The 26,997-nt window shown below is 66.7% G+C and carries 24 protein-coding genes and 2 pseudogenes; 14 read left to right on the forward strand and 12 right to left on the reverse strand.

From position 1 onward, the window contains the following. Positions 1–375: 375 nt before the first annotated feature. Positions 376–2,274, reverse strand: a complete 1,899-nt coding sequence (locus tag BM175_RS15890) for a polysaccharide deacetylase family protein (RefSeq protein ID WP_139224668.1) — start codon at positions 2,272–2,274, stop codon at positions 376–378. Between the two features lie 308 nt (positions 2,275–2,582). On the opposite strand from BM175_RS15890, the gene BM175_RS15895 reads away from it, so the two are divergent. The 9 genes and pseudogenes from BM175_RS15895 (at position 2,583) to BM175_RS15930 (ending at position 10,928) form a co-directional block, all read left to right on the forward strand. After that, positions 2,583–3,395, forward strand: coding sequence for a LysR substrate-binding domain-containing protein (locus BM175_RS15895; protein WP_090964710.1), 813 nt, complete (start codon positions 2,583–2,585; stop codon positions 3,393–3,395). 408 nt (positions 3,396–3,803) lie between these two features. After that, positions 3,804–4,790: a sugar phosphate isomerase/epimerase family protein gene (locus tag BM175_RS15900; RefSeq protein ID WP_090964712.1), complete on the forward strand. Its 987-nt coding sequence runs from the start codon at positions 3,804–3,806 to the stop codon at positions 4,788–4,790. Between the two features lie 65 nt (positions 4,791–4,855). Further along, a complete protein-coding gene (locus tag BM175_RS15905) occupies positions 4,856–5,911 on the forward strand; it encodes a sugar ABC transporter substrate-binding protein (protein WP_090964714.1) in 1,056 nt (351 codons plus the stop codon). Between the two features lie 62 nt (positions 5,912–5,973). Next, positions 5,974–6,486: pseudogene (locus BM175_RS23425) on the forward strand (ATP-binding cassette domain-containing protein); the annotation flags it as partial. A gap of 318 nt (positions 6,487–6,804) precedes the next feature. Continuing rightward, positions 6,805–7,509: pseudogene (locus BM175_RS23430) on the forward strand (ATP-binding cassette domain-containing protein); the annotation flags it as partial. A 5-nt stretch (positions 7,510–7,514) separates the two neighbouring features. Next, positions 7,515–8,489 carry an ABC transporter permease gene (locus BM175_RS15915; protein ID WP_090964718.1) on the forward strand — a complete coding sequence of 325 codons (975 nt, stop codon included), beginning with the start codon at positions 7,515–7,517 and terminating at the stop codon, positions 8,487–8,489. Continuing rightward, positions 8,486–9,355 (forward strand): MurR/RpiR family transcriptional regulator, encoded by an 870-nt coding sequence (locus tag BM175_RS15920; RefSeq protein ID WP_090964720.1) that lies wholly within the window; start codon positions 8,486–8,488, stop codon positions 9,353–9,355. Before BM175_RS15915 ends, BM175_RS15920 begins: the two co-directional genes overlap by 4 nt. Further along, a complete protein-coding gene (locus BM175_RS15925) occupies positions 9,352–10,227 on the forward strand; it encodes a PfkB family carbohydrate kinase (RefSeq protein ID WP_090964722.1) in 876 nt (291 codons plus the stop codon). Before BM175_RS15920 ends, BM175_RS15925 begins: the two co-directional genes overlap by 4 nt. Positions 10,228–10,514: 287 nt before the next feature. Beyond that, on the forward strand, positions 10,515–10,928 hold the full coding sequence (locus BM175_RS15930) for a DUF7282 domain-containing protein (RefSeq protein ID WP_090964724.1): 414 nt from the start codon (positions 10,515–10,517) through the stop codon (positions 10,926–10,928). Positions 10,929–11,226: 298 nt separating this feature from the next. On the opposite strand, the gene BM175_RS15935 is transcribed toward BM175_RS15930, so the two are convergent. The 4 genes from BM175_RS15935 to BM175_RS23245 all read right to left on the reverse strand — a co-directional run bounded on the left by BM175_RS15935 (position 11,227) and on the right by BM175_RS23245 (position 15,176). Continuing rightward, complete coding sequence (locus BM175_RS15935; protein ID WP_090964727.1) at positions 11,227–12,240, reverse strand: ABC transporter permease; 1,014 nt, start codon at positions 12,238–12,240, stop codon at positions 11,227–11,229. Continuing rightward, positions 12,237–13,826 (reverse strand): sugar ABC transporter ATP-binding protein, encoded by a 1,590-nt coding sequence (locus tag BM175_RS15940; protein ID WP_244546036.1) that lies wholly within the window; start codon positions 13,824–13,826, stop codon positions 12,237–12,239. Before BM175_RS15940 ends, BM175_RS15935 begins: the two co-directional genes overlap by 4 nt. Before the next feature lie 56 nt (positions 13,827–13,882). Continuing rightward, positions 13,883–14,833: a substrate-binding domain-containing protein gene (locus BM175_RS15945; protein ID WP_090964729.1), complete on the reverse strand. Its 951-nt coding sequence runs from the start codon at positions 14,831–14,833 to the stop codon at positions 13,883–13,885. 211 nt (positions 14,834–15,044) lie between these two features. Further along, positions 15,045–15,176 (reverse strand): hypothetical protein, encoded by a 132-nt coding sequence (locus tag BM175_RS23245; RefSeq protein WP_280141120.1) that lies wholly within the window; start codon positions 15,174–15,176, stop codon positions 15,045–15,047. 99 nt (positions 15,177–15,275) lie between these two features. Between BM175_RS23245 and BM175_RS15950 the strand changes: the two genes are divergently transcribed. The 4 genes from BM175_RS15950 to BM175_RS15965 all read left to right on the forward strand — a co-directional run bounded on the left by BM175_RS15950 (position 15,276) and on the right by BM175_RS15965 (position 20,617). Beyond that, a complete protein-coding gene (locus tag BM175_RS15950) occupies positions 15,276–16,190 on the forward strand; it encodes a magnesium transporter CorA family protein (protein ID WP_210185802.1) in 915 nt (304 codons plus the stop codon). A gap of 436 nt (positions 16,191–16,626) precedes the next feature. Beyond that, a complete protein-coding gene (locus BM175_RS15955; RefSeq protein ID WP_090964731.1) occupies positions 16,627–19,137 on the forward strand; it encodes a flagellin N-terminal helical domain-containing protein in 2,511 nt (836 codons plus the stop codon). 268 nt (positions 19,138–19,405) lie between these two features. Continuing rightward, a complete protein-coding gene (locus BM175_RS15960; RefSeq protein ID WP_425285284.1) occupies positions 19,406–20,152 on the forward strand; it encodes an IS5 family transposase in 747 nt (248 codons plus the stop codon). A gap of 33 nt (positions 20,153–20,185) precedes the next feature. Next, entirely contained in the window at positions 20,186–20,617 is a 432-nt protein-coding gene (locus BM175_RS15965; protein WP_090964733.1) for a MarR family winged helix-turn-helix transcriptional regulator, read from the forward strand. A 67-nt stretch (positions 20,618–20,684) separates the two neighbouring features. Here BM175_RS15965 and BM175_RS15970 read toward each other — a convergent pair whose 3' ends face one another. Then, a complete protein-coding gene (locus BM175_RS15970) occupies positions 20,685–21,074 on the reverse strand; it encodes a winged helix-turn-helix transcriptional regulator (protein WP_090964735.1) in 390 nt (129 codons plus the stop codon). 85 nt (positions 21,075–21,159) lie between these two features. Here BM175_RS15970 and BM175_RS15975 point away from each other — a divergent pair, with 85 nt between their 5' ends. Then, a complete protein-coding gene (locus BM175_RS15975; RefSeq protein ID WP_090964737.1) occupies positions 21,160–21,771 on the forward strand; it encodes an FMN-dependent NADH-azoreductase in 612 nt (203 codons plus the stop codon). A 230-nt stretch (positions 21,772–22,001) separates the two neighbouring features. On the opposite strand, the gene BM175_RS15980 is transcribed toward BM175_RS15975, so the two are convergent. The 6 genes from BM175_RS15980 to BM175_RS16005 all read right to left on the reverse strand — a co-directional run bounded on the left by BM175_RS15980 (position 22,002) and on the right by BM175_RS16005 (position 26,992). Next, a complete protein-coding gene (locus BM175_RS15980; RefSeq protein ID WP_090964738.1) occupies positions 22,002–23,018 on the reverse strand; it encodes a Gfo/Idh/MocA family protein in 1,017 nt (338 codons plus the stop codon). A 35-nt stretch (positions 23,019–23,053) separates the two neighbouring features. Next, a complete protein-coding gene (gene aroQ / locus BM175_RS15985; protein ID WP_090964740.1) occupies positions 23,054–23,503 on the reverse strand; it encodes a type II 3-dehydroquinate dehydratase in 450 nt (149 codons plus the stop codon). 46 nt (positions 23,504–23,549) lie between these two features. Then, positions 23,550–24,422 (reverse strand): shikimate dehydrogenase, encoded by an 873-nt coding sequence (locus BM175_RS15990; RefSeq protein WP_090964742.1) that lies wholly within the window; start codon positions 24,420–24,422, stop codon positions 23,550–23,552. 103 nt (positions 24,423–24,525) lie between these two features. After that, positions 24,526–25,365, reverse strand: coding sequence for a transporter substrate-binding domain-containing protein (locus BM175_RS15995; protein ID WP_090964744.1), 840 nt, complete (start codon positions 25,363–25,365; stop codon positions 24,526–24,528). 101 nt (positions 25,366–25,466) lie between these two features. Further along, positions 25,467–26,285, reverse strand: coding sequence for a sugar phosphate isomerase/epimerase family protein (locus BM175_RS16000; protein ID WP_090964746.1), 819 nt, complete (start codon positions 26,283–26,285; stop codon positions 25,467–25,469). Continuing rightward, positions 26,282–26,992, reverse strand: a complete 711-nt coding sequence (locus BM175_RS16005; protein WP_090964828.1) for a GntR family transcriptional regulator — start codon at positions 26,990–26,992, stop codon at positions 26,282–26,284. The genes BM175_RS16000 and BM175_RS16005 overlap by 4 nt, the downstream gene beginning before the upstream one ends. Between the last annotated feature and the right edge of the window lie 5 nt (positions 26,993–26,997).

A 26,997-nucleotide genomic window follows, 5' to 3' on the forward strand; every position in this document is an offset into this window, starting at 1 on the left:
TCCATCGGCTCGAGAGCCGACTTCAAAGAGGGCCACCTTTCAGGAGGCAGACCAGGATCTCCTTCGAGGGTGATGCAACAATGGATGCCGCTTTTACACGGTCAGTAAACAGCCCTACCCTCCGCTATCACCCGGGCGCTACCAGGAGACATGCCGATGGGCCGGCCTCCGCTGAATGTGGGCGCCGTTGTCGTGCAGCTGCCGAACGATATGTCTGCGCGTGTTGACGCCGTGGTCGGCAAGCACGGTCGGTCGAAGTTCATCTGCGAGGCGGTCGAGCACGCGTTGAGACTGCCGGAAAGCGCGCTGGAACATAGAGACCAGCGCCCCTATTCGGTTGCGCCCCCCTACCAGATGAGTTGCGGGCGACGCTTATTAGGCGGGGAATGCCAGCGGGTTGGCGCAATCGCGAAGCCACCACTGCGAGACCGTCAGGATGTCGATGTTGCCCGCGTCACGCTCGGCCGCGAGGAAGTCCATGCCAGCACGGAAGTCGGCCGTCTCCTGGTTGATGAGACCGCCGCCCAAGTCATGGCCATACATGAACACCGTGGAGCCCGTCCGCTTCGCGTGCCCGACGACGGTCTGATAGGTGGACAAGGTAGCCTGCGACAACGTGTAGGACGGTAGCACCAAGCCCTGATCGAAGATGCCGTGCTTCGAGAAGATCGGGTTGCCGATCGTGGTGCGGCCCGTCAGGAAGCCCGCAGCCTTCAGTGCCGCCGGCAGCTTGCCGGTGTGGAACGGATGCGAGGTCTCGATGAACGTGACGGATCCCGTCTTGGTCGCCGTGGCGCTGGCGGACAGCGTGACCTGCGTCGCATTCTCGATCGACTGGATCGTGGCGTAGTCAGGAATACCAATACCCTGCGAGAAGGCGCGCGCACCGACCATGAGATCAGCCGAAGACGTGACAGTGAGGACAGGGCTACCCGACGTCATACTCGTATCAGTCAGCGTCGAGACGTTGCCGCGCCAGAGCTTCGCCGCTCCTGCGGGGACCGCCCGGTTTAACTGGAGCTGCGTCGCGCTGATGACGACGGTAATCCACGTACCTGCGGGTACGTTGTCGCCAAAAATCGGCTGTCCAGATTGAGAGTTGGAGTGCGACCCGACCGTGATGACGTTCGACCCGTCCGTGACAGGATTCGGGAGCGCAACGCGCGGACCTGCCGAACGATGCAGGCCGTTGGGATAGCAAAAGTGACGAGCATCGGAATTGAGCCCGTTGTCGGCCAGCCACTGCTTCCCTTCCAGAAGTTCGGTCACAGCCGCAGCAGCGCTCGCCCGGTCGATCATCGCCCCGTCGTCGCAGGTGCCGTCGAGCTGAATATCGTGCCCAAGCGCCTTCATGTCCTGAAGCTGCGAGAGCGTCAGTCGATTAAGCTGCCCGACCAGAGCCCACGGGATGTAGAGCGTTACCGGAATGCGGCGGTCTGCGAGATACTGACGCTTGGTCCACGGACCAACTCGCCCATCATCGAACGTGAGGACTACAGTCGGGCGACCGCCGTCCGTCGCGATCAGTGCGTCGACCTTCGGGGCAAAAGGGCTGGTGAAACCACCAAAAGCTCGCACGCCCATCGGAGCACCGTCCACAAGGTTGACGCCAGCAGTTGCCATGTCAGCTGCGCTCGTGAACCTGACGTGCTTGCCGGGAATCATATTGCCGAAGAGAGCGCCGTTCAGATCGGGATATTTCCCGATATTCGCGCCGGCGGGATAGTTCACGCCGTTCGCAGCCTGCCCGAGACGCAGATCCGCGCCGTTGCTGAGCTCGGGATCGTTACCCTTGTCCACGAGGTAGGCGAAAACTTTGTGCTTGGAGGCGTCGTAGTTCGGGTAGCCCGTCGTCTTCGTGACTTGGGGAGCCCCTGTGGTGCCTGGTGTGAAGACTGCACGTCCGGCCCCTTGATCCTTTCCAACTGTGTCGATCGTTTGCGAGCCGGAGCCAGCCGCGACGGCGGACCAGTTCGTGGTGCTGTCGAAGCTCTCGATCAGGATCGATGCGGGGTCTGGCTGGTCGCTCGCATTCACGGTCGGCCTCATTCCCAGAGTGCGACCGGCACTGGTCGTGAGCGTCGCCGCGAATGTGCCGGCGGCGACCGCGCTGGCACCGACCAGCAGATTGCGTCGCGTAACGTCCAACGCAAGCCTCCCATCGTTCGGCATCCCGGAGGCGATGGTCTCGCCGCTTCCCAAGCCAATGATGGCAGCTACCAGCGTTCCGGACGTCGCACCAGCGGTGAGGGATGCCGTCAGCGGGCCGAGCACTCCGCCGCCCGCGCCAAGGGTGATGGGACGGCGCGCTCTAGCAGCGGCCTTGACGAAGGGGCTCTGCCCGACAATCGACTGCGATTTGTGGGCTCACAGCGGGCGTGTGACACGGTCTTCGACCTTTGCGGCTGCCAGCTTGCCGGCGCAATTCGGATCGAAGCGTACGGGGCCTATCAGCGGTTGTAGTTGCATGCACCGAGGTGATCAAATGGGGGCGATGATCCATACCCACCTCAGTACTCGTCCGTCCGCATGATCGTCATCGCCCGTGCCGTCACCGCCGGATCGGCGGGTCCGGCGAAGCCATGACCCGCCATGCCCGTTCCGTGCGGGCCGAACTCGGGCGAACCGTCGGCGAGATCGCGGCCCTCGCCTCCGGCTATGCGGGCACGCTGCGCGTCGGCGCGATCCCGAGCGCCGTACCGATCCTGGTCGCCCGGACGATCGCCGTCCTGAAGCGGCGCCACCCGCGCCTGCGGATCTCCGTCGAGGTAGCGACCAGCAACCACCTCACGGCAGCCCTTGCCGAGGGTCGGCTGGACCTTGCCCTCGGCCGGGTGCTCGATGCGGACGCCGGGTCCTCATTTGCGGTCCACGCGACGGTCGACGAAGGTCTCGTGGTCTGCTGCCGGCGCGATTACCCGCTCCGCCTCACCGGCGAACGCGCAAGTTGGGTGGAGCTCTCGCGCTGGCCCTGGGTCGTGCTGCCGGAGGGATCGCCCATGCGGCAGATCCTGTCGAGCGCCTTTCGCGGCGGCGGCGCGCACGAGCCCGACGACGTCACGGAGACGGCCTCGTTCCTGATGGTGATCTCCCTCCTCGCCGAGAGCGAAGCGATCTCGCTTCTGCCCCGCGACATGCTCGCCAGCCCCTTCGGGCGCCCGACGATCGACGCGCTCCTCGTCGACTTCCGTCCGTCGATGGGACCTTACACCGCGCTGACGCGGAGGGATCGGGACAGTGAGGCTTCGGTCGCCCTTTTTTATCGAAGCGCTGAACCACGTCCTCCAGGAACGCGCATCACTGGACACTTGAAAGAGCCGCCAGGAGAGACCGTCATGGTCGGCTTTCCCTCTAACCGCCCGTCGCGCCCCGATCCGAGACCGAAATGCGCCTGACGGCCCGACAGAAGGCTGGTCGACCTTTACCAAACAAGGCCCTGCGAAACCGGACAGTCCGGCAGCACCTCGTCCGGCCTCGGACAGCCGTGCGAGCGAACGTCGGAAAGTGGGCCATTCGCAAACGCCCAAGATCGCCGATCCGGCGGAACGTGACGCCTTGGATGCTCGCATCGTCCGATCATCACTCGATGCGCCACGGCGGAACGTCGGGGCAGCCTTGGGGTCGGCGTTAGAGCTGTCATGGTCGGAGCGACGCTTCGTGCGGATCCCTTCTTCGCCTCCTCTCCGGGGCGCCGCCGTCATGCCCTCCGCACCACGCACCGAGTCGCCCACGAAAGGCCGACGAGCCAAAACTTGACGAGTTCACGAATATTCGTAAAGTTAAGTCAACCGAGCGGAGCTTCCATGTCCCTTTCCCGATTCGCCACCCGTCTGAACTCCTTTGGCTCCGCACCGCACCTCTACTGGCCCGACCTGTCGGGCAAGCCGACCTTCATGCAGATGGCAGAGCGTGCGGCGACTGCAAAGGGTTTGACGGACGTCGATCTGAACTTCCCGGACCACGTGAAGGACGATCCGGCAAGCGTCGGCCGGCGCATCAGGGACCTCGGCCTGTCGGTCAACGGCCTTGCGATGCGCTACTACACCAACCCGGCTTTCAAGCTCGGCGCCTTCACGAATCCCGACAAAGCCGTGAGGCGGGAGGCGATCGACATGACCAAGCGCGGCGTCGATGCCGCGCGCGCCATGAGCGCCGACCTGATGACGCTCTGGCTCGGCCAGGACGGCTTCGACTACAACTTCCAGCTCGACTATGCGGAAGCCTGGGACCTCGAGATCGCCGGCATCCGCGAGATCGCCGAGCACGATCCGGCCTGCCAGATCTCGATCGAGTACAAGCCCGACGAGCCGCGCGCCCATGCGCTCCTGCGCGACTGCGCGACGACGCTGCTGGCGATCGGCGAGATCGGGGCGCCGAACCTCGGCGTGACGCTCGATTTTGCCCATGCGCTCTACGCCGGCGAGCAGCCCGCCTATGCCGCCGCCCTCATCCACCGCCGCTCGAAGCTCCTCGGCGTCCACCTCAACGACGGCTACGCCAAGCGCGACGACGGGCTGATGGTCGGCGCGGTGCATCTTCGCTCGACGCTGGAGCTCCTGCGCCAGATCCGCCGCGACGGCTACCGCGGCGCCCTCTACTTCGACACCTTCCCCGACGCATCCGGCCTCGATCCGGTCGCCGAGTGCGAGACCAACATCGAGACCGTGCAGCGGCTTCTCGGCGTCGCCGACCGTCTCGACGCCGACAACCGCCTCGGCGAGGCCCAGAGCCGCCAGGACGGCGTCGCCAGCCAGAGCATCGTCAACGCCGCGATGATCGCAGCGGCCTGACCGCCAGACCGCGCGCCGGGCCGCGAGGCCAGCCCGGCATTTGTCCAACGGGAGGAACCAACCCCATGACGATCCGACTGAAGGCCCTCGTGGCCGGCTGCGCCCTGTCGCTCCTCGGCGCCAGCGCCTTCGCCCAGACGCTCGCGCCCCTCAACTCCGACACCGAGACCGACCGCATCGAGTGGTCGCAGCTCGACGCCAAGTTCGGCGCGGTTCCGGCCGCCCCCGCTGACACCCGCATCGGCGGCGTGTCGAAGACGCTGACGAACGAATACTGGCGCTCTCTCGGCGAGGGCTACGAGGCCTATGCCAAGAAGGCCGGCGTCGAGGTCGTCTACCAGGCGGCGCAGTCGGAGGGCGACCAGCTCGGCCAGCTCTCGATCGCCGAGAACCTCATCAGCCAGGGCTTCGCCGCGCTCCTCCTGTCGCCGCAGACCGACAACAACCTGCAGCCCGCGCTGGAAAGCGCCGAGGCGCAGGGGATTCCGGTCGTCAACGTCAACGACGCCGTGATCCCGAGCGTGAAGCATTATGTCGGCAACGTGCAGCGCGACAACGGCGTGCGCGTCGCCAAGTGGTTCCTCCAGAACCGGCCCGAGGGCGGCAAGGTCGCGGTGATCGAGGGCCAGGCGGGCGTCTTCGCCGCCGGCCAGCGCACCAAGGGCTTCTCCGAGACCGTGGTCGAGGGCGGCAAGTTCCAGGTCGTCGCGAGCGTTCCGGGCAACTGGGACCGCCAGGTCGCCTACGACGCGGCCGCCACGATCCTCCAGCAGAACCCCGATCTCGTCGGCTTCTACGCCAACAACGACGGCATGGCGCTCGGCGTCGTCGAGGCCGTCAAGGCGGCGGGCCTGCAGGATAAGGTCGTGGTCTTCGGCACCGACGGCATCTCGGACGCCTATGCGTCGATCCGTGCGGGCGAGCTGACCGGCACGGTCGACTCCTTCCCGGTCCTCACTGGTGAGGTCGCGATGGAGGCGGCTCTGCGCCTCGTCGGCAAGCAGGCGCTGCCGCGCGTCGTCTCGACGCCCCAGGCGCTGATCACCAAGGACAATGTCGAGGCCTATGCCGTGAAGGGCGACGCCCTGCGCGCGGTTCTCCTGAAAGAAGCCGCCAAGTGATCGTCCGGCCGGGGCCGCACCTGCGGTCCCGGCTGACCGCGACGTCTCCGGGAGGGAGCGCCATGACCACCTCGTCCGCCCCACGCCTCAGCCTCGACGGCATCGGCAAGATCTTCGGGACGCTGCGCGCCCTCGACGGCGTCTCGATGGACGTCGCGCGCGGATCGGTCCATGGCCTCCTCGGCGAGAACGGGGCGGGCAAGTCGACGCTCCTGCGCATCCTGTCGGGGGTGATGGAGCCGACCGGCGGCATCGTCTCGGTCGACGGCGTGCGCGTCGCCGGCCACGGGCCGCTCGGCGCGCGGCGCGCTGGCATCGCGATGATCCACCAGGAGCTCCAGCACGTTCCCGAGCTTACCGTGGCGCAGAACATGTTTCTCGGCCGCCCGCTCCGCATGGCAGGAGGCCTCCTCGTCGACCGCCGGGCGCAGGAGCGCGCCGCCCGCGCGGCCCTTGCCCCACTCGACGCGTCGATCGACCCCGCCGCCCGCATCAACACCCTCAAGGTCGCGCAGCGCCAGATCGTCGAGATCGCACGCGCCCTGATGGAGGATGCGCGGATCATCGCCATGGATGAGCCGACGTCCAGCCTGACGCCGGCCGAGTTCGATCGGCTCGCCATCCTGATCCGCGACCTCGCCGCACGCGGCGTCTCGATCATCTACGTCAGCCACAAGATGGACGAGGTATTCCGCGTCTGCGACCGGGCGACGATCCTGCGCGACGGGCGCAAGGTCGCCGACGTCGCCTTGGCTGAGACCACCGAGGCCGAGGTCGTCTCGCGCATGGTCGGGCGCGAACTCGCGCAGGCCGAGCACAAGGGTTTTGCGACGGACGCGGTGGCGCTCGACGTCGAGAACCTCTCTCGCGGCACGGCCGTGCGCGGGGCGAGTTTCCAGCTGCGGCGCGGCGAGGTTCTCGGCATCTCCGGGCTGGTCGGCGCCGGCCGGACCGAACTCCTGCGGCTCGTCGCGGGCGTCGACCGCCCCGACGGCGGCACGATCCGCGTCGATGGCAGGCCGCTCGCCCTCGGCAATCCGCGCAAGGCCATCCGCGCCGGGCTCGGCCTCCTGCCCGAGGAGCGCAAGCGCGACGGCATCGTCGCCCGCCGCTCCATCCGCTCCAACATCGCCCTGTCGTCGATGAAGCGCTTCTCGCGCGCCGGCTTCGTACGCCGCCGCGCGCTCGCGGCCGAAAGCCTCAAGCTGATGCGCGACATGAACCTGCGCCCCCTCGACGTCGAGCGCCCGATCGGCCAGTTCTCCGGCGGCAACCAGCAGAAGGCCATCATCGGCCGCTGGATCGCGGCGGGCGCGCGCATCCTCCTGTTCGACGAGCCGACGCGCGGCATCGACGTCGGCGCCAAGGCGGAGATCTACGCGCTGATCGAGCGGCTGGCCGCCGAAGGGCGCTCGATGATCGTCGTGTCCTCCGAGCTGCCGGAGATCCTGCGCGTCTCCGACCGCGTCCTCGTCATGCGCGAGGGCGCCGTCGCCGGCATCCTGGAGCGGGACGCGATCAGCGAGGAGGCGATCGTCGCCCTCGCCGTGCCGCAGTCCGCCAGCGCCCCCTCCCATTCCTCCCGATCGGGACACTGACGCCCATGACCTCGACCGACAGCCTTTCCGCAACGCCGAAGCGCGGCCTGAAGCTCGGTTTCGGCCTGCGCGACGCCGGAACGCTCATCGGCCTCCTGGTGATCGCCGGCGTCTTCGCCGCGCTCAGCCCGAATTTCCTGACCGAGCGCAACCTTCTCAACATCCTTCAGCAGTCGTCGATCAACGCCTGCGTCGCGCTCGGCATGACGCTCGTCATCATCTCGGGCGGCATCGACCTGTCGGTCGGCCCGACCGCGGCGATCGCCGCCGTGGCGGCGGCCGCCATGATGGTCGGCGGCGCGCCGATCGTCCTCGCCATTCCCGCCGCGATCCTCTTCGGCATGGCGGCGGGCGCGGTGAACGGGGCGCTCGTCGCCTATGGCGGCCTGCAACCCTTCATCGTGACGCTCGGCACCCTGTCGCTCTACCGCGCCTCGGCCCTCATCTACACCGGCGGCAACCCAATCTTCGGCATTCCGCCTGAGTTTCGCGCCCTCTTTAACGGCGACATCCTCGGCGTACCAACGCCGGTCGTGCTCGTGGCGGTTCTCGCCTTCGCGGTCTGGGTCGTTCTCAACAAGACCCCGCTCGGCGAATACTTCCTCGCGGTCGGCGGCAACGAGGAAGCGTCGCATATCGCGGGCGTGCCGGTCGCCATGACGAAGATCTCGGCCTACGTGATCTCCGGCGGCCTCGCCTCCATCGCCGGCCTGATCCTTGTCGGGCGGCTGGGCGCCGCCGACCCGACGCTCGGCAACCTCTGGGAGCTCGACGCGATAGCGGCGGCGGCGATCGGCGGCGCCTCGCTGATGGGCGGCAAGGGCTCGGTGGTCGGCACGATCCTCGGCGCCATCATCCTCGGCTCCCTGCGCAACGGCCTTACCCTCCTCAACGTCCAGGCCTTCTACCAACTGCTCGCCACCGGCCTTATCATCCTCGTCGCCATGCTGATCGACCGCGCGACGAGGGGACGGGGATGAACATCACCTTCAGCGATCCGAGGACCATCGGACCTCGGATCCGCATGATGATGCCGCAGCTGACGCCGCTCGAGGCGCGCGTCGTCGAGATGATCCTCGGGCGGCGCGACTTCGACGAGACCACGGCACTGCGCACCGTTGCCGAGGATGCCGGCGTGTCCGACGCGATGCTCGTCAAGATCGCCAAGAAGCTCGGCTTCTCGGGCTTCAAGGAGTTCCGGGCCGGCATCGCGGACTACAATCGCCTGCCGACCGCCGACCTGCATCAGGAACTCTCGCCCGACGACAGCGGCGCCCAGATCGCCCAGAAGGTCTTCCGCACCTCGATCCACGCGCTCGAGGAGACCCTCTCGATTCTCGATCCGGACGCCTTCGAGCGCGCCGCGGACCTGATCTTCGCCGCGCGTCAGCGCGACCTCTACGGCATCGGTGGCTCGGCCCAGATCGCGCGCGACGTCGCCCACAAGTTCCTGCGCATCGGGGTGCGCACCAACGTCTTCGACGACGCGCACATGATGCTGATGTCGGCCGCCCTCCTGTCGGAAGGCGACGTCGCGATCGCCTTCTCGCATTCCGGCCAGACCACGGCGGTCCTCGAGCCGCTCGAACTCGCCCGCAAACGAGGGGCGCGCACGATCGCGCTGACCAACTACGCCACCTCCCCGATCGCGGAGATCGCCGATGTCGTGCTCTGCTCGACCGCGCAGGGATCGCCGCTGCTCGGCGAAAACGCGGCCGCGCGCGTCGCCCAGCTGATCATCCTCGACGCCGTCTTCGCAGCGGTCGCGCAGCGCGATCTGAAGGCCGCCGAACGCAATCTCGCGGCTACGATGGGAGCCGTCAAAACCAAGCGACGAAACACATGAACACTCCCGCCAAGCCCGTGATCGTGGTCGTCGGCAGCCTGCACTACGACATCATGGTCGATGCGCCCGACAGGCCGCGCAAGGGCGAGACGGTGACGGGGCACGCCTGGGCGCCGAAGTTCGGCGGCAAGGGCGGCAACCAGTCGGTGAGCGCATCTCGGGCGGGCGCGGAGGTCCGGATGGCAGGCGCCGTCGGCGATGACGAGTTCGGCCGTTTCCTGATCGCCGCGCTGGATGCCTCGGACGTCGATGCCACCCGGGTCGCCAGGCTGCCGGGGATCGGCTCGGGCATGAGCGTCGCGATCTCCGACGCCGAAGGCGACTACGGCGCCGTGATCGTGTCGGGCGCCAACCTGGAGATCGATACGGCTGCGCTCCGGCAGGCCGATCTCTGGAAGGGTACAAAAGCCCTGATCCTCCAAAACGAGGTGCCGGACGCCGTGAATCTGGCAGCCGCCGCAGCCGCCCGCGAGGCGAAAGCGATCGTCTGCCTCAACGCGGCCCCGTTCCGTCCGCTTCCGGACGAACTGGCCGCCCTGGTGGATGTCCTGATCGTGAACGCGATCGAGGCGGAGCAGCTTTGCGGATGTCGCGTCACCGATCTGACTTCGGCAGCCGCCGCGGCGACGGAGCTTGCGAAGCGCTTTCCCAGCGTGATCGTCACGGCCGGGGGAGACGGCGTTGCAGGCGTTCGCACCGGCGAGGCACCGGTTTCGCTGGGAGCCCTGCCCGTGCGTCTCGTCAGTACGCATGGGGCCGGCGACGCTTTCGTCGGCGCCCTCGTCGGTTCGCTCGCCACCGGCTCGCCGTTCGGGGAAAGCCTGTCTGCCGCAAACGAGGCGGCAGCCCGGCATGTTTCCGCACGTCCATGACGGTTCGGGACCATCGATGCCGGCCACGCCGGAATCCGCCTGATCGGCTGCGATCGCACATCTGATGGCGAGCGACCGAGCCCTCGCCCTGTTGGTTGATCGCCTGATCCTACCGATCGGCGCCCCGGAAACGAATGCCCGACACGAGCCTTGCGCCGGTCGCGAACACGAATGAACAGCGCACGGGGCGTTCGTCCGGGGCAGTCACGTGGTGGTGATCGCCGAAGCCGACGTCGAAGCCCGTTCGTATCTTTCTGTGTTTTCGAAACCGAACACGGGAGTGGGACATGAAGAAGAGCGCGATCCTCATCGCCGGAACGCTGTGCCTGATGGCGTCGTCCGCCTTTGCCCAGCAGACCATGCAGGGCGTGAAGGCCGTCGATCAGGATGTTTCGAACGGCATCGTCAGCGCCGACACCGTCATGGCCGCGAAGAACGGTTGGCTCGTCGTCCACCGCACGGACGCTGCGATGAAGCCGGGTCCGGTTGTCGGGCATGCCCCGATCCGGGCCGGCACCACGAACGACGTCGCGGCGATCCTGACCGAGGACGTGAAGCCCGGCGACATGCTGATGCTGATGGTTCACTCGGAGGACGGCGGCACGAAGAAGGGCGTGTTCGAGTACACGCTGGGTGCCAAGGAGGACGGACCGGTCCGCGTTGACGACAAGCTCGTCATGACGATGATCAAGGCCCAGTAGTCCTCTGGGGCCCGCCGGCATCCGGCGGCGGGCTCTTCGTCCAGCGACCGCATTGTCGCGAGTTGCGCCGCTGCCATCGGCGGCTTCGCCGGAAAACTGCGCGTTGAGGCAGACGCTCGATGTCGGCAGTCGGAACGCGACGCCGATCCCGATCAGCCTTGATGCGCCGAGTGCGATCCTACTTGCGGGATTTGCCGACAGGCTTCGCCGAGAAAACGCCACAGGGCGCCACGGTCGGCAGATGCACGACGATCAGCCGCTTATGAAGCCCCTTTCACGGGCCAGCGGAACGACGCCCTCACCGAGCCCGCGCCTTCAACCAGCGGTCGAAGGCGACGGCAAGGATCAGGATCAGGCCGATCACCACCTGCTGCGTGTAGGACGAGACGTTGTTGAGCACGAGGCCGTTGACGAGGACGCCGATCAGCGCTGCCCCGATCACCGTGCCGCCGACGGTGCCGACGCCACCGAAAAGGCTGGTGCCGCCGATCACGACGGCCGAGATGACCGTCAGCTCGTAGCCGATACCCGCCACGGCCTCGGCCGAGTTGAGGCGCGCCGAGAGGACGAAGGCGGCCAGTCCGCAGAAGAAGCCGACGATGAGGTAGACCGAGACGAGGATCGCATCGACCTTCAGACCGGACAGGCGCGCCGCCTCGGCATTGCCGCCTACCGCATAGACCGCCCGCCCGTAGCGCGTGTAGCGCAGGACGACATGGCAGAGGATCGCGGCCACCGCGAAGATGATGACCGGCACCGGCACCGGCCCGATCAGCCCGGCGCCGAACCAACGCATGGACGCGTCGAACCCTGAGATCGGGCCGCCGTTGGAGAGCGTCAGCGTCAGCCCGCGGAAGATCGTCAGCCCACCGAGCGTCACCACGAAGGGCGGCACCTTCAGCCGGGTGATGGCGAGGCCCTGGATCGCGCCGCAGAGCGTGCCGACGGCAAGGGCTGCGAGGAGCGCGGCGAACCAGCCGTAGCCGCCCGCCGCCGCCCCCCCAAGGGACAAGGTGTTGGCCGCCCCGCCCTTGAACACGATGGCCGCCACCATGCCCGACAGCGCCACCAGCGATCCCACGGACAGATCGATGCCCGCCGTCAGGATCACGAAGGTCATGCCGAGCGCGATCAGGCCGGTGATCGAAATCTGGCGCAGCACATTGAAGAGATTGGTGGGGTTCAGGAAGTTCGGGTTGACGAGGGCGAAGACGGCCATCAGCACGACGAGGAAGAGCAACGGCCCGAAGGTCTTGAGGACGCGGAAGAGATTGACGCGGGGGCGTGTCGCCGGCTCGTTGGCTGCGGTCATGGGCGGGGCTCCGTCCGGGTTCCGAGCGCCATCAGCGCCATGAGGGATTCTTCGCTGGCCTCCGATGCCGGCATCTCGCCGGTGATGCGGCCCTCGCGCATGGTCACGATGCGGTCGCTGACCGCCAGGATCTCCGGCAGTTCGGACGAGATGACGAGCACGGCGATACCGCGCGCGGCCAGCCCCACGAGGATCTGATGGACCTCCGCCTTGGCTCCGACATCGACGCCGCGCGTCGGCTCGTCGACGATCAGCACCTTCGGATCGCGCGCCAGCCAGCGGGCGAGGATCACCTTCTGCTGGTTGCCGCCGGAAAGGCCGGCGATCAGCTGATCCGGGCCGGCCATGCGGATGTTCAGCATCTTCCTGTAGTCGGCGAGATCGCGGCGCTCCCGCCCCTCGGCCATGAAGCCCAGCGCCCGGGCATAGGTCTTCAGCGACGCGACGGAAAAGTTCGGCTGGATGCCGAGCGCCGGGAAGATCGCCTGATGCTTGCGATCCTCCGGCACGAGACCGATCCCCAGAGCGATGGCATCGGACGGCGCGGCGGGGGCGATCGGCCGCCCGTCGAGCCGGATTTCGCCGGCCGCGCGCCGGTCGGCGCCGAAGATGGCCCGCGCCAGTTCGGTGCGACCCGACCCGACGAGACCGGCGATTCCGAGGATTTCGCCGGCTCGAAGATCGAGATCGACGCCCTTGAGGACGATCGCGTGCGGCGCCTCGGGATTGCGGAGCGTGGTGAGGCCCCGCACCGACAGGCGCACCTCGCCGGCCTTCGCCCGCTCGGCCGGCCGGGCATAGAGCTCGGAGGCGGCGCGCCCGACCATCCGTTCGATCACGGCCGGGACGGGAATGGGATCCGTCCCGCGCTCCAGTTCGCCCGCCAGCCGCCCGTCGCGCAGGACGGTCATGCGGTCGCAGACCTCTGAGGCCTCCTCCAGACGATGGGTGACGAACATGATGGAGACCCCGGCCGAGCGGAGCTGGCGCATGATGCCGAGAAGGCGGCTGACCTCGGCTTCCGAAAGAGCGGATGTCGGCTCATCCATCACGATGACGCGCGAGCGAAGCGAGAGCGCGCGCGCGATCTCCACCATCTGCTGCTCGGCGACCGACAGCGCCGAGACGGGCGTTCGCACATCGAGCCGCAGACCGACCCGCGCGATCGCCTTCGACGCGGCCTCGCGCATGGCGCGCCAGTCGACGAGCTTCAGGCGGTTCACCGGCGCGCGGCCGACGAAGATGTTCTCGGCCACCGACAGGGTCGGGATCAAAGAGAGTTCCTGGTAGATCGTCACGATGCCGGCCCGCATCGCCTCGTCCGGATTGGCGAAGGCGACCGGCCGGCCGTCGAGGCGGATTTCCCCGCGCGAGGGCGGCTGGACGCCGGACAGGATCTTCAGGAGCGTCGATTTGCCGGCGCCGTTTTCGCCCATCAGACCAAGGATCTCGCCGGCGTGCAGGCGCAGGGAGACGTCGTTGAGCGCGCGCACGCCCGAGAAGTCCTTCGAGATGCCGTGCATCTCGAGCAGCGGAACCGGCGGCGGTGCGGCCGGAATGGGAGCGGATGGCGCGAGCATCGGCATGCGGTCCAATCCTGGCCGGCGCCCCGGAGGCCGCCGGCCGAGGCTGGAGCCTTCGCTCAGCCGGCCTCGCCCAGTCGTTCGGCCTTGTCGAGATTGTCCTTGCCGATGACGATCGGCGTCAGGAGAACCTGGGACTGTGCGGGCTTCGTCTGGTTGCGGGCGAAATCCACCGCGATGCGGACCGCGGTCCGGGACTGCTCGCCCGGAAACTGCTCAACGGTGCCAGCGAGCTTGCCGTCGCGCACGGCCGCCAGCGCTTCCGGCAGCGCGTCGAAGCCGTAGATCAGGACGTCCGTGTGGCCTGCCGCCTCGCACGCCTCCATCGCGCCGAGCGCCATGTCGTCGTTGGCGCAGACGATGACGTCCGGCTTGCCGTGGGCGGTGAGACCGGCTTCCGTGACCGAAAGGGCCTCGGCCCGCGCGAAGTTGGCGGTCTGCTCGAAGACGATCTGATACTTGTCCTTGCCGTCGAGGATGGCATGGACGCCCTTGTTGCGGTCGATTGCGGGTCCTGCGCCTGGCTGACCCTGCAGGTGGAAGATCTTGGCGCCGTCGGGCCTCGCCGCGATGATGGCGTTGGCCTGCGCCTCGCCGCCCTTGGCGTTGTCGGCGCCGACATGGGCGAGGATCCCGTCCACGCCGTCGACGCGCCGGTCGATCGTCACCACCGGGATTCCGGCCTGAACGGCCTGCTCCACGGCGGGCGCCAGCGAATTGACGTCAAGCGGAGAGATGACGATCGCGTTGACCTTCTGGACCACTGCGGCCTCGACGTCGCCCGTCTGCTTGGGCGCCGAGTTCTGGCCGTCGCTCTCGATCAGCGTGATGCCGCCGATCTCCTGCGCCTGCGCCTTGATCTGGTTCAGCATGTGGACGAAGAACGGAAAGCTGAGGCTCGGCACGGAGCCGAGAATGGTCAGGGGCGCGGCCTGCGCCCAGCTTCTTCCGGCCGATAGGGCGACCACACCCAAGGCAGCCGACGACAACAGGAACGAACGCCTGTTCATGATGTGAACCCTCCCGTTTGCGCCGCCGGCCTCCCGCTCTTCGTCGGGTCGGTCCGGGGACACCTCACGGTATCACGCACACGTGTCGGTGCAAGTGGACTTCATTGATCGTTAAAGGCTGCCTTGAGACGCCTAGGCCAGTTGGAAGGCTGCCTGTGGACGGCTGGGTCCGAGACGATTTTCCGGATGGCGCATTTCACCATTCCCGCGATCATGTCGCACGATAGCGGCGTTGGTCCTGAACGTTGCCTCGAGTGTGCAGGCATGCTTCGCCATCGGCCGATTGCGCGACGACCCGGAGGAACCAGACGATGAACTCATCCGGGTCGAACAGGATCCGCATGGATGGAGCCGGAGACCCGGCGAGCGCGGCAACCCGATGCTGACGCTTCACACGATCGATGGCGGAAGGCTGAAGCCTTCGGGCAGCGACTGCTCGCACATGCCTGACGGTCTGGTCTGGATCGACCTCCACGATCCGACGCGAGACGAAGAACAGGCCGTCGAGCGGATGCTCGGCATCGAAGTCCCGACCAAGGACGAGATGGCGGAGATCGAGGAGTCGTCCCGGCTTTACGAGGAGGATGGAGCACTCGTCATGACGGCTGTCCTCGTCCAGGCGACGGGACGGACCCAGCCGGGCCGCACGCAGGTGACATTCGTTCTGACGAGGCGGTGCCTCGTCACGGTTCGCTATGCCGATCCCCTGCCGTTCCGCGCCTTCGAAGCGAGGCAGGCGAAATCGTCGGATGCGCATCTTTCGTCCGAGACGGTGTTCGGCGCCCTTCTCGAGAGCGTGCTGGAGCGCATCGCCGATCTTCTCGAAGCCACGGAGACGGAGATCGGCGAGGTGTCGACCGCGATCTTCTACGGCGACGAGGACGTGCGCAAGGCGGAGGAGCGCTCGACGGTCCTCCGCTATCTCCTGGTGCGCCTCGGCCGGAAGAACCGTCTGCTGGCGATCATCCGCGAGAGTCTTCTCAGCCTCAACCGGCTCGTCCTGTTCGCGCGGCCGGGGGCCCCCTGGATCCAGGACGCAGCGCTCCAGCGGCTCGAGTCGGTCGAGCGCGACATCCGCTCGCTATCGGAATACGAGGCGCGTACGGAAGCCGAGATCGCCTATCTTCAGGACGCGACGCTCGGGCTCATCAACATCGAGCAGAACACGATCATCAAGGTCTTCTCGATCGCCGCCGTCCTGTTCCTGCCGCCGACGCTGGTCGGCACGATCTACGGCATGAACTTCGAACATATGCCCGAACTGTCGTGGCGGATCGGCTATCCGATGGCGCTCGTCATGATGGTCGTCTCGGCCGTCGTCCCCTACTGGTGGTTCCGGCGCAAGGGCTGGCTGTAACCGGCAGGCGGGAACAGGCGCGAGATTTCGCAACGCTGGCGGACAGCCTGCAGCCAACGACGGGTTTCGAGGTCGCACCACCCCGGATCGGTCGCGGCGAAGCGGCCTTCATCGAGAAGCGAAGTCCGCAGACCGAACCAGCGGCACCGTTTGCTGGATCATCTCTGGCGCAGTTGTCGCGGCGATTTTTCAGGAAGCCGCCGCAACCGCTCTTGTTCGAAAACCGCCAATCCCACGACGCAACGGTGAACATCTTCCATTCGTGATCTCGACCCAAGAAACGCCGGGCTTTCGACATCCGTGGAGACTGCCGTCGTATTCCGTTAACGTGTCATAAAATCCGGTTAAAATCTGCCTTCTGCGATTCAGTCGGGAGCGATAAGATTCCGGCACTCCACCAGCATCGAGTCTCGACTCACATGGCGGTGGATGCGGAATGATGATCACGGCGTTGTCCGGCAGCGAGTTGTCTGCGCTTCGATCGATGAGAAGCATCAACCAGCAGATCGCCCTTTCCAAGGCCCGTCTGGCAACGGGTCTACGCGTGACTGGCCCATCGACCGATCCATCGCTCTGGCGGGTTTCGACAGAGTTTCGATCGCGAGCGTCCGCTCTTTCGGGGCTTCGTGTCGATCTCGACCGAGCCCATGCCCTCACCGCCCGCGGCGCGAATGGATTGAGCCGTACGCGGGAAGCGCTGCAGGCCATTCAATTGCTCTTGGCGAGGGCGAAAAGCAGTCCCGCCGATTCCTCTACCCTCCGCGCCCAATTGAGATCGGCGGTCGAGAATCTGCGCGTGATAGCCCAGCAGTCCACACTGTCCGGGACCAGCATCCTCACCGGATCGGCCGATGTACTGAGGTTTCCGGCTTCGATGCCGGGCGAGGCCACGCGCTATACGATCGAGTTGGACAAGAGCCGAACCGTTCTCCTTGGCACAGGATCCGGAGGGGCCATCCTCGAGACCCCTTTCGATCTCTCCGGGCTCTCCGCCGTTTCGAGTGCGAGTCCGGCCCTGCTCGGCCTTTCCGGAACTGCGACGACCAACCCGGGTGCTGACGCATTCTCCGTGCCCGCGAATGGCCTGGCGGGCGCGAACGTCAATGCGACGACTGGCGTCCGCGCTCGCGCGGCGACCAGCGCCTCTTTCAGTCTCGGAGTCCTGAATGCGGCAGCGCTTGGAAGCGGCGACCGGGTCCAGTTCGAACTGACGGTGGACGGCGTACGCCGGGCGGTGACGCTGGTTCTGCCGGCGGCCGGCGATCCAGGTTCCCTTGCCTCGGCTATGCAGGCAGCCATCGATACTGCGATGGGAGGGGGAAAAGTGCGCGTCTCGACGGAGACTGACGGCTCGATGACCTTGACCACGACCAGTACGGGCGCGAGCGCCAGCCTCGGCGTGGCAAACGTTGCGATGCTGGACGGAAACGGAAGGGTCACCGAAAGCGGTGGCCTGAGCCCCCAATCGGCCTACAGTTCGACCCAGGCAACCATCGGCGGGCAAGTTCGAACATATGATGGCCTGGGCAGCTTCAGCCTGTCGAACGTCGATACGACGGATCGGCTCCGCCTTCAGATCGACGCGCTCTCAGGTGGGCAGACCGGCTCCGGCACCATCGAAGTCAAGCTGGTCGGGGTGACGGACACGGCGTCCATGGCTGCCGCCATCGACGCTGCCATCAGTCGCGATCCGACCTATGGCGCGTATGTCGGCGCCGCCGTCGTCAACGGCGAAGTCGCCGTGTATCTCAAGATCAACGGCAACATCCGGGTGTCGTCCATCACCGGCATCGATGGCGATGGTACGGCCGTCGCCGATACCCGTCTTCGTACGGGCTCATCGAGTGGAACGGCTGGAGTGAGCGGGACGAACGCGGCCATCACCACCGGATCGGATTTCGAAGGGCCGCTCACCATTGAAGACGGTGGAACGCTTCACTTCGATCTGATCCGCAACGGCAGTGCCGCCACGGTCAGTATCACGAAGGTGGACGTCGACGACGCTCTGGGTTCGGATGCCGGTTACGTTCCATCGAGCGGCACGATCGCCGATGCGAACGCGTTCTCCCGTGTCGTCTCGAGGGCCATCCAGCGCGCCGGTATCAGCGACGTTTCGGTGGCCACATCCGGGCAAAGACTGCGGCTCACATCGACGGACCCTTCAGCCGACGGCGACACCTTGGAGATCGCGAACGTTCAATCGCCGGTCGTTGCGGCGAGACGAGCCACTCTCACCACCGGAAGCGATTTCTCGGGCCCCGTGGTTCTGGATGCGAGCCAGTCGATCGCGTTCGAACTCTCGATCGACGGGCAACAAGGACCCTTGATCACGCTCGATCGCAGCACGATCGAGGCGGTTCTCGGCGAGGACAGCGGAAACTCCCCTGGACGCATCGAGAACGCCGACCAGCTTGCCCGCGTGGTGCAGCAGGCGTTTATCGATGCCGGAGTCGGGGGAGTGAACGTCGCCTCGTCTGCAAGCCGCCTTCAGTTCACGAAAACGGTTGCCGGGCTTGGAAGCCTTGCCATTACCAACGTCACCCTTCGCTCGGGACCGGCGTTTCCCGACGGCACCAGCCTCCTGACGCTCGATCGAACAGTGGGCGCACTCGGCACGTTGGAGCGAGAGCATTTCCGCGAGCACATCGGCGCTATCGCGTCCAATATCGACGCGCTCGTCAGGCGGGTTTCCGAGGCCGAAGACTACGTGGGGGTTGTCGCCTTTCAACTCCAAACCCAGTCAAGCTTCAGCGCTCGACTGGAGGGCATCTATCGAGATGCCTTCAAAGACATCGCCGAGATCGACCTGAATGCCGAGCAGGCGAAGCTGAAAGCGCTGGAAGCGAGGCGCGAGCTGCTGAAGCGCTCCATGGCGATCATGAACGCATCGAGGCAGAATTTGCTGCTGCTGTTCCAGGACTGGAGCCCTTCCAGTCGGACGGAATAGGGCCGCAGCGATGGTGTCGAGCGCGACACTGGTCTGCCCCAGCTCGTCGAAGTCCCCAACGTCCGGAGGACGTGTAGCGGCTTCCAGTGGCGGATCGGGGAACGCAAACCCGCGGCTGCGCTCCCGTCACGCGATCCAACCGCCGCAGTTGGGCCGACAACCCCTCAGTCAGGAGTGCTCCGTCGGCATATAAAGTTTAAAGTCAGGACCTATCAATTTGCTTGGAGGCCTGATTCCGTTGGGCATCGGAGCGATTTCCGATGGCCAGCTGTTTCTGTTGAGCGAGCGCCAGATGGCGCGGATATCGCCGCACTTCCCGTTGTCCCACGGGGTGCCGCGCGTCGACGACCGGCGTGTGGTGAGCGGCGTCGTCTACGTGATCCGCAACGGCTTGCAATGGAAGGACGTGCTGGCGGACTACAGGCCGCACAAGACGTTGTACAACCGCTTCATCCGCTGGTCGCGGCTTGGCGTCTTCAACCGTATCTTCGCCGCTCTTGCGGGTGAAGGATCAAGGCTGGAGCGCATCATGATCGATGCCACGCATCTGAAAGCGCACCAAACGGCGGCGAGCCTGTTCAAAGGGGGGATGTTCCCCGAGGTATCGGACGCACCAAGGGCGGCCCTGAACTCCAAGCTGCACGCCGTCTGCGACGGACAGGGGCGTCCCCTCGTCACGACGCTCACCGAGGGCCAGACCAGCGACTATCGTGGCGCCCGCCTGATGCTGGCGCACTTGCCGCCCGCCAGGGAGATGCCGGCCGACAAGGGCTATGATGCCGACTGGCTGCGCAAAGAACTGGCCGAGCGCGGCATCGCCGCCTGCATACCGTCACGAACCAAGCGAAAAAGCCCGGTCCCGCACGACGCCACCCTCTACAGGCAGCGCCACAGGATCGAGATCATGTTCGGCCGCCTCGAGGACTGGCGAAGCATCGCAACCCGCTACGACCGATGCGCCCACATCTTCTTCTCAGCCATCTGCATCGCGGCCGCCGTCATCTTCTGGCTCTGATCAACGAGTCCTGATCCTTAGCTCTGCTTCGCCATCTACTCGGCGGGGATCGCGATCCAACGTGCCTATAAACCCCTTCTCGACGAGCTGGGGCTCACCTATCCGCAGTATCTCGTCCTGAACGTCCTGTGGCGGCGGGACTCCCAGACCGTCGGGGCCATCGCACAGAAACTCGCCCTGGAGTCGAGCACCCTGACCCCGATCCTCAAAAGGCTGGCGGCCGCAAGTCTGGTGCACAGGACGGTGGATCCGGCGAACGGGCGGCAGGTCATCATTGCCCTCACCGACGAGGGAAAGGCTCTGCGATCTCGAGCGGGGTGTTTCGGCGACACGCTGCTCGAGGCCTCGGGGCAGACGCCCGCTGTGCTGGCACGGCTCAACGGCGAAATCAGCCAGCTTCGCGCTGCAGTCTACGATCATATCGGCGAGTGGTCGGTATCGGACACGACAACCGACACGGCTTGAGCCGAACGAGCGCTTCGAGCCGTCATGCCTTCGCTGGCGGACGCGTCACGGATCCGGCTTCGTCGTTTCAGGCACTGCGGTCGTCGAATGCCTGTCGTGCCCGGGTGATCCGCTCGTGGTTGTCGACAGCCCAGGCGCCGATCGCCTGCACGGGATCGAGGAGGGAGCGGCCGAGCCCGGTCAGCTCGTAATCGACCCTTGGCGGGATGGAGGGCGTGACCGTTCGCGTGACCAGGCCATCGCGCTCCAGCCCGCGCAGCGTCAACGTCAGCATCCGCTGCGAAATGCTGCCGATCGAGCGCTTGAGCTCGCTGAAGCGGCGCGGTCCAGAACCAAGCTGCATCACCACGAGAACCGACCATTTGTCGCCGATCCGCGCCAGCACGCCGCTGACGGTCTGGCAGCGGCTGGGCTCGTGCAGTTGCAGTCTGGTGACATCCGTGTGCGCGGGTTCCAAAAATGTGCCTTCTTGCGGCGTGCCGAGACGGTCATCTAATGGGCGCCAGTATCAAATCGATACCGCTATCGCAAAGGCGCCCAGGATGAAGCTACTCCACCTCGACTCCAGCATTCTCGGCGACAACTCGGTCAGCCGAACCCTCTCGTCCGCGGTCGTCGAGCGGCTCCGTTCAGCCGCGCCCCAAATCGACGTCACCTACCGCGATCTCGTCGCCGATCCGATCGGACACCTGACGGGTCGATATCTTGCGGGTCAGAACTCCGACGTCCAGCACGACCAGGCCTTGCAGGAGGATCTGGCGCTTGGCGGCCGCGTTCTGGAGGAGTTTCTCGTCGCCGATACGGTGGTGATCGGCGTCGCTCTCTACAACTTCACCGTGGCAAGCCAGTTGAAGGCCTGGATCGACCGCATCCTCGTCGCCGGCAAGACGTTTCGCTACGGCCCGAACGGTGCCGAAGGACTGGCAGGCGGCAAGCGCGTCGTCCTGGCTGTCTCCCGCGGCGGTTTCTACGGCGAGGGCACACCGCACCAGTCCTTCGAGCATGCCGAAACCTACATGCGCACGGTACTCGGCTTCATCGGCATCACGGATCCAGAGGTTATCGTGGCCGAGGGCATCGCGATCGGTCCAGATCAACGACAGGCCTCGATCGCAAAGGCCCTGACGGAGATTGCCGAACTCAAGGTCGCATAGCGCCTTTCAGCCCTCGGATCCCGATTGCCGCGCGACACGTCGCCCATCCGGCACGCGCCGCAGCACGGGAGGAATGGGTAGTGGTCCACGAAAGCCCACTCTCCTCGTATCATGTGGGGAGCGGACGATCGGCGGTCTCTCCAGGCCTTCTATCCAGTATGCCGCGGCGTTCGCCCCTCGATCGCTCGTGCGAATGACCGATGCAAGTCAGGTTGCGGAAGCCCCGTGCCTCATCTCGGGGGCAGGCTGACGCGCTGCCCGGTTCGGGCCGCCTGCTTGATGGCGGTGATGACTTCGAGGGTCCGCAGGCCCTCGCGGCCATCGACGAGCGGGGCCTCCTGACCCCGGATCACCGCGGCGAAATGGCGGATCTGCAGCGCCAGCGGATCCCTGGCGACCACCCCGAGCCTTGACCGCTGGAGAGGCTCCCACCAGCCGGGTCTTGCATCGTTGAACCAGACCTCGAGCTTGGGAAGCGACAGCGAGCCCGCAGTGCCGGCGAGGAGATAGCAGGCCTCGTCGGCGACGGGATAGGCGGGGTTCTCGCCGGTGGTCATTTCCCAACTCCAGGGCGCGACGACCGTGTCGCAGACCGAGACGGTCGCAAGCGCTCCGGAGGCGAATTCGAGGATGATCGCAGAGGTTTCCTCGACCGCGTTCCCGCGCACCGCGTTGGACTCGACGGCCTGCACCGCGACGACCTCGCCGATGAGGTATCGCAGGTTGTCGACGTCGTGGATGAGGTTGAGGAAGACAGGGCCGGCTCCCGCCTCGCGCCGCCAGGAAAGGTCGAAATAGTCGTCGGGCTTATAGAGCCAGAACAGGGCATTGACCGCGACGATGCGGCCCAACCGACCGGACGAGACGATCTCCCGTGCCGCGCGCATAATCGGGTTGTGGCGGCGGTGATGACCGACGAGGAGCGGGACGCCGGCTCTTTCCGCTGCGGCGACGAGACGCTCGCCTTCCGCAAGGTCGTCGGCGATCGGCTTCTCCACCAGAAGCGGGATACCGGCCGCCACCGCTTCCAGGCCGTTCTCGACATGGACCTGGTTCGGCGTCGCGACGATCACCCCGTCCGGTCGCTCGGTCGCCAACACGTCGCTGAAGCTCGCATGCCACCGCACGCCGTTCTCGGCCGCGACCTGACGCCCGGCATCCGTCGGGTCCACGACGGCCACGAGTTCGGCGTCGGGCTCGGCGCGGACATGCTGGATGTGGCGGCGGCCGATCAGCCCCGCGCCCATGACGGCCAGTCTTACGGGCCGAGCCTCGAGCCCGCTCATTGCGGGGCGGCAGCCGCATGGAGCGCGGCAACGCGGCGGATCGCCAGTTGGTAGCCCTGCGTTCCCAGCCCCGCGATCACGCCATCCGCCCGCAAGGATACGTAGGAATGGTGGCGGAAAGCCTCGCGCTTGTGGACGTTGGAAATATGGACCTCGATCACCGGCGGCTCGAACGTGTTGAGCGCGTCGAGGATCGCGACCGAGGTATGGGTGAAGGCGGCCGGATTGACGACGATGCCGATCGCCGCCTCCCGCGCCTCGTGGATCCAGTCGATGATCTCGTATTCGCGATTGGACTGGTGGAAGCGGATCTCGTGTCCGAGCTCCGTCGCCAGCGCGCGGCAGTCGCGCTCGACGTCGGCGAGCGTCTCCGTGCCGTAGATGTGGGGCTGACGCTTGCCGAGGAGATTGAGATTGGGTCCATTGAGGACGAAGATCAGGCTCATCGGAGGGCTTTCCGGGTGTCTTGATGGAGCAGGATGGAACGAGCCGTCAGGCGGCGCGGCAGAGGTCCGCGAAATGGCGGGTCATGCGGTCGGGATCGGGCGTCCGGCCGCAGAAGAGCTCGAAGGCCGCCGCTGCCTGATGCACGGTCATGCCACCGCCGGGCAGCGTCCGGCATCCCCGACGCTCGGCCAGCGCCAGAAGCTCGGTGACGAGCGGCATGTAGACGATATCGGCGACCCAGTGTCTGCCGTCCAGCCATTCCGGCTCGATCGGCAGGCCGGGATGGGCGGGCATGCCGGTCGGGGTCGCGTGGATCAGGCCGTCCGCGGTAGCGAGCGCCTTGCCGACGTCGCCAATGGCCTGCGCGCGCCCTGCGCCGAAGCGCCCGTTCAGGGTCTCGGCGAGCGCGCCGGCGCGCGCCGCGTCCTGATCGAAGACGAAGAGACGGCCGATCCCGAGCTTCAACGCCGCATGGGCGACGGCGACGCCCGCCCCGCCGGCGCCGAGGAGAACCGCCGATCCCAGCGCGACGTCGGGCAACCCCGTGCGAAAGCTCTGAAAGAAACCGAACCAGTCGGTGTTGTGGCCGGTGCGGGTCCCGTCGCGGAACACCACGGTGTTGACCGCGCCAAGCATCGCCGCATCGTCGGAAAGGCTCGTCAGGTGCGGCAGCACGGCCTGCTTGTAGGGATGCGTGATGTTGACGCCCGCGAAGCCCTGACCCTCCGCATGCGCGAGGAGGTCGGGAAGGCTCATCGCGTCGAAGGGCGGGCGCAGCGTGTCGAAGAGGCTGTAGCGATAGTCCAAGCCCAGGGCGCGCCCTTCGGTCTCGTGGAGAGCCGGCGACTTGGAGAGCTGGATGTCGGAGCCGATCAGGCCGACCCGGACGGTCTGCGCGGTGTCACCCTCGGTGGTCATGCTGGCGTCCTCGTGGCGCGGATGGATGTCGCGAGGCAGGGTGCCCCGCGCTGGGACGGCATGGAGAGAGCGGGCGTCGCCGACGCCCGTCTCCCCTCACCCGTTATTGCACCGTGAACGGGATGTTCGGAATCGACGCCGGGAACTCGGGAACCGGCACCTTCATCCACTTGGCGTAGACGGCGGCATGCTCGCCGTTGGACTTGATCTTGTCGATGAAGGCGTTGATCGCCTCGTTCCAGTCCTTCTCGCCCTGACGCGTACCCGCGCCGTTGTAGACGGTCAGGAAGTCGATCTTGCGCTCGAATCGTCCGGGGGCCGCAGCGTCGAGACGCTGGAGGTAGAACTGGTTGCCGCCGACGGCATCGACTTGGCCGGACAGAAGCGCCTGGATCGAGGCGGCGTCGTCGTCGAAACGCCGGATGGTGGCGACCGTGCCCATCATGTCGGTGGCGGCCTTGTCCTGCGCGCTCGACCGCGGCACGCCGATGGCGATGCCCGTCGCGTCTTCCGGCTTGGCGATGGTCTTGTCCTTCGGGCCGTAGAGCGAGATGACGTTGCCGGCATAGGGCTTGGAATACTGGATCGCCTTCGCCCGCTCCTCGGTCATCGCCATGGTGGCGAAGAGGACGTCGACCTTGCCGGTCGTCAGCGCCGGGATACGGTTGGAGACGGCAAGCGGGGTGAACTCCACCTCGACGCCGAGATCCTTGGCGAAGAGCCGGGCGATGTCGGCGTCGAAGCCGTCCTGCTGGCCGCTGGAGTTCACGAAGCCCCAGGGCTGGTTGTCGCCCTGGATGCCGACGATGATGCGACCGCGGGCCTTGGCCTCCTCCAGCGACGCTGCGTGGGCGTCGAGCGCGCCGAACACGGCGGCGAGGGTCAGGGTCGCGACGGCGGCCCGGCGCGCAAGCGCGCGTCCGCCTGCAAGAATTCCGATCATGTAAGTCCTCCCTTGTGTTGACGATGAGGTCGCCGCGCAGCGGCGGCGATGAAGTTCCGCAAGTCCCGCCCTCCCGGCCGGCCTCGCGCGATGTGCGGTTTCTATGGTTCCAGATTCCCGTCCATCACCCGTCGGGCGCAACGTGCCAGATTCGCTAGATGATCGGCAACGTCCCGACCGTCGGTGATCGGAACCTCGACGGAAATCGCCGCACTTCGAGGCGCGGCCGCGACGAGATCGGCCAGCGGCAGCTCGCCCTCGCCCGGCGCAAAGCGCCCGCCCCGTGCCTCGGCCACCATGGCTTCGGCCTGCGTTGGTGGCGGTCCGCCGACGTCGCAGAGCTGCAGCGCAGCGATGCGGCCCGCTGGCGCCCTCGCCACGTCCTCCGCTCGGGCCCCGTTGCGGAAGAAATGCAGGGCATCGACGAGAACGCCGGCATTCGCGCGGCCCGACGCCTCGACGACGCGCAGGGCAGAATCGAATGTGGCGACGGGCCGCCAGCCCATGTTCTCCAGATCGACGCTCATGCCGAAGCCCGCGCACAGGTCGCACACGGCACCGAAAGTCTCGACAAGACGGCCCTCCTCCGGGTCGTCGCCACACACGCTGAGGCGCCGGGCGCCGAGCGCCGCGGCACCTTCGAGCATCGCGGTCAGAGTTTCCGGCCGAAATTCCGGCGACAGGACCACGAACTCGATGTCGTGCAGCGCGACGCCGTGATCGTCGAGGGCGGCGCGCACGTCGCGTGCGGCCGGGCTTCCCGCCGGCAGTTCGTAGAACGGCGCGCCCGGAAAGGCCGGGTGGAGGCGCAGGCCCACTCGCTGAAAACCGGCGGCGGCGGCAGCCCGAACGAAATCGACCGGAGCGAGAGTGATGGCCGAGAAATGCGCGACGCCGAGCGGCACGACGGGCCTCGTCATGCGATCCCCTTTTCCGCCAGATGTCGCACGAGATTGGCGCCGGTGCGCCGGATGTGGTCGCCGAGCTTGGCGCAGGCGTAGTCGACGTCCCGCGCGACGGCGCCCTGGCCGATCTCGCTGTGCTCTGCCGCCACGTTCCGGTCGCCAGAGGTGCGCGTCAGGAAGGCGCGGCGATAGCGGTCGTTGAGATTCAGGAGAATGCCGCAGAAGTTGAGAAGAAGCGGCATCCGGCACCCCGAGATGAGGGTGAGGTGAAAGTCGCGATGGGCGGCCTCCCAGTTCTCGAGCGTCTCGGGCCGGGCCGGATCGCGCTCGGCGCGGTTGACACGGTGGAGCGAGCGCATGACGTTGCCCTCCCATTCGACATCGCCGACCCGCATCGCCTCGCGCAGCGCAAAGGTCTCCATCTCGATGCGAAGGCTGGTGATCTCCTCGAGATTGGCGAGCGACAGGGCGGTCACCCGGTAGCCGCGGTTGTCCTCGAACTCGACGAGACCATCGGCGATCAGCCGCGCCAGCGCCTCGCGCAAGGGGCTGAGGCTGACGTTGAAGTTCTGTCGCGCGCGGTCGAGGTTGATCTTGGCGCCGGCCTCCAGCTGGCCGGAGACGATGGCCTCGCGCAGCCGGTGCACGAGTTGGCTGGCGATCGTGTTCTTGCCGTCGTCGAGGAGAGGGCGCACGGCAGCGGCGACCTGCCCTTCCGGCACGGCGC

The organism is Aureimonas phyllosphaerae (assembly GCF_900113065.1).
In the GTDB taxonomy this organism is placed as follows: Bacteria; Pseudomonadota; Alphaproteobacteria; order Rhizobiales; family Rhizobiaceae; genus Aureimonas; species Aureimonas phyllosphaerae.

What these genes read in the sequence shown, in the direction of transcription:
- BM175_RS15895 (WP_090964710.1), top strand. Translation starts at nt 2,583, where the DNA reads ATGACCCGCCATGCCCGTTCCGTGCGGGCCGAACTCGGGCGAACCGTC.
- BM175_RS15995 (WP_090964744.1), bottom strand. Translation starts at nt 25,365, where the DNA reads ATGATCGGAATTCTTGCAGGCGGACGCGCGCTTGCGCGCCGGGCCGCC.
- aroQ (WP_090964740.1), bottom strand. Translation starts at nt 23,503, where the DNA reads ATGAGCCTGATCTTCGTCCTCAATGGACCCAATCTCAATCTCCTCGGC.
- BM175_RS15955 (WP_090964731.1), top strand. Translation starts at nt 16,627, where the DNA reads ATGATGATCACGGCGTTGTCCGGCAGCGAGTTGTCTGCGCTTCGATCG.
- BM175_RS15950 (WP_210185802.1), top strand. Translation starts at nt 15,276, where the DNA reads ATGCCTGACGGTCTGGTCTGGATCGACCTCCACGATCCGACGCGAGAC.
- BM175_RS15905 (WP_090964714.1), top strand. Translation starts at nt 4,856, where the DNA reads ATGACGATCCGACTGAAGGCCCTCGTGGCCGGCTGCGCCCTGTCGCTC.
- BM175_RS15990 (WP_090964742.1), bottom strand. Translation starts at nt 24,422, where the DNA reads ATGACCACCGAGGGTGACACCGCGCAGACCGTCCGGGTCGGCCTGATC.
- BM175_RS15925 (WP_090964722.1), top strand. Translation starts at nt 9,352, where the DNA reads ATGAACACTCCCGCCAAGCCCGTGATCGTGGTCGTCGGCAGCCTGCAC.
- BM175_RS15975 (WP_090964737.1), top strand. Translation starts at nt 21,160, where the DNA reads ATGAAGCTACTCCACCTCGACTCCAGCATTCTCGGCGACAACTCGGTC.
- BM175_RS23245 (WP_280141120.1), bottom strand. Translation starts at nt 15,176, where the DNA reads ATGCGGATCCTGTTCGACCCGGATGAGTTCATCGTCTGGTTCCTCCGG.
- BM175_RS15900 (WP_090964712.1), top strand. Translation starts at nt 3,804, where the DNA reads ATGTCCCTTTCCCGATTCGCCACCCGTCTGAACTCCTTTGGCTCCGCA.
- BM175_RS15930 (WP_090964724.1), top strand. Translation starts at nt 10,515, where the DNA reads ATGAAGAAGAGCGCGATCCTCATCGCCGGAACGCTGTGCCTGATGGCG.
- BM175_RS15915 (WP_090964718.1), top strand. Translation starts at nt 7,515, where the DNA reads ATGACCTCGACCGACAGCCTTTCCGCAACGCCGAAGCGCGGCCTGAAG.
- BM175_RS16000 (WP_090964746.1), bottom strand. Translation starts at nt 26,285, where the DNA reads ATGACGAGGCCCGTCGTGCCGCTCGGCGTCGCGCATTTCTCGGCCATC.
- BM175_RS15940 (WP_244546036.1), bottom strand. Translation starts at nt 13,826, where the DNA reads ATGCCGATGCTCGCGCCATCCGCTCCCATTCCGGCCGCACCGCCGCCG.
- BM175_RS15945 (WP_090964729.1), bottom strand. Translation starts at nt 14,833, where the DNA reads ATGAACAGGCGTTCGTTCCTGTTGTCGTCGGCTGCCTTGGGTGTGGTC.
- BM175_RS15920 (WP_090964720.1), top strand. Translation starts at nt 8,486, where the DNA reads ATGAACATCACCTTCAGCGATCCGAGGACCATCGGACCTCGGATCCGC.
- BM175_RS15980 (WP_090964738.1), bottom strand. Translation starts at nt 23,018, where the DNA reads ATGGGCGCGGGGCTGATCGGCCGCCGCCACATCCAGCATGTCCGCGCC.
- BM175_RS15935 (WP_090964727.1), bottom strand. Translation starts at nt 12,240, where the DNA reads ATGACCGCAGCCAACGAGCCGGCGACACGCCCCCGCGTCAATCTCTTC.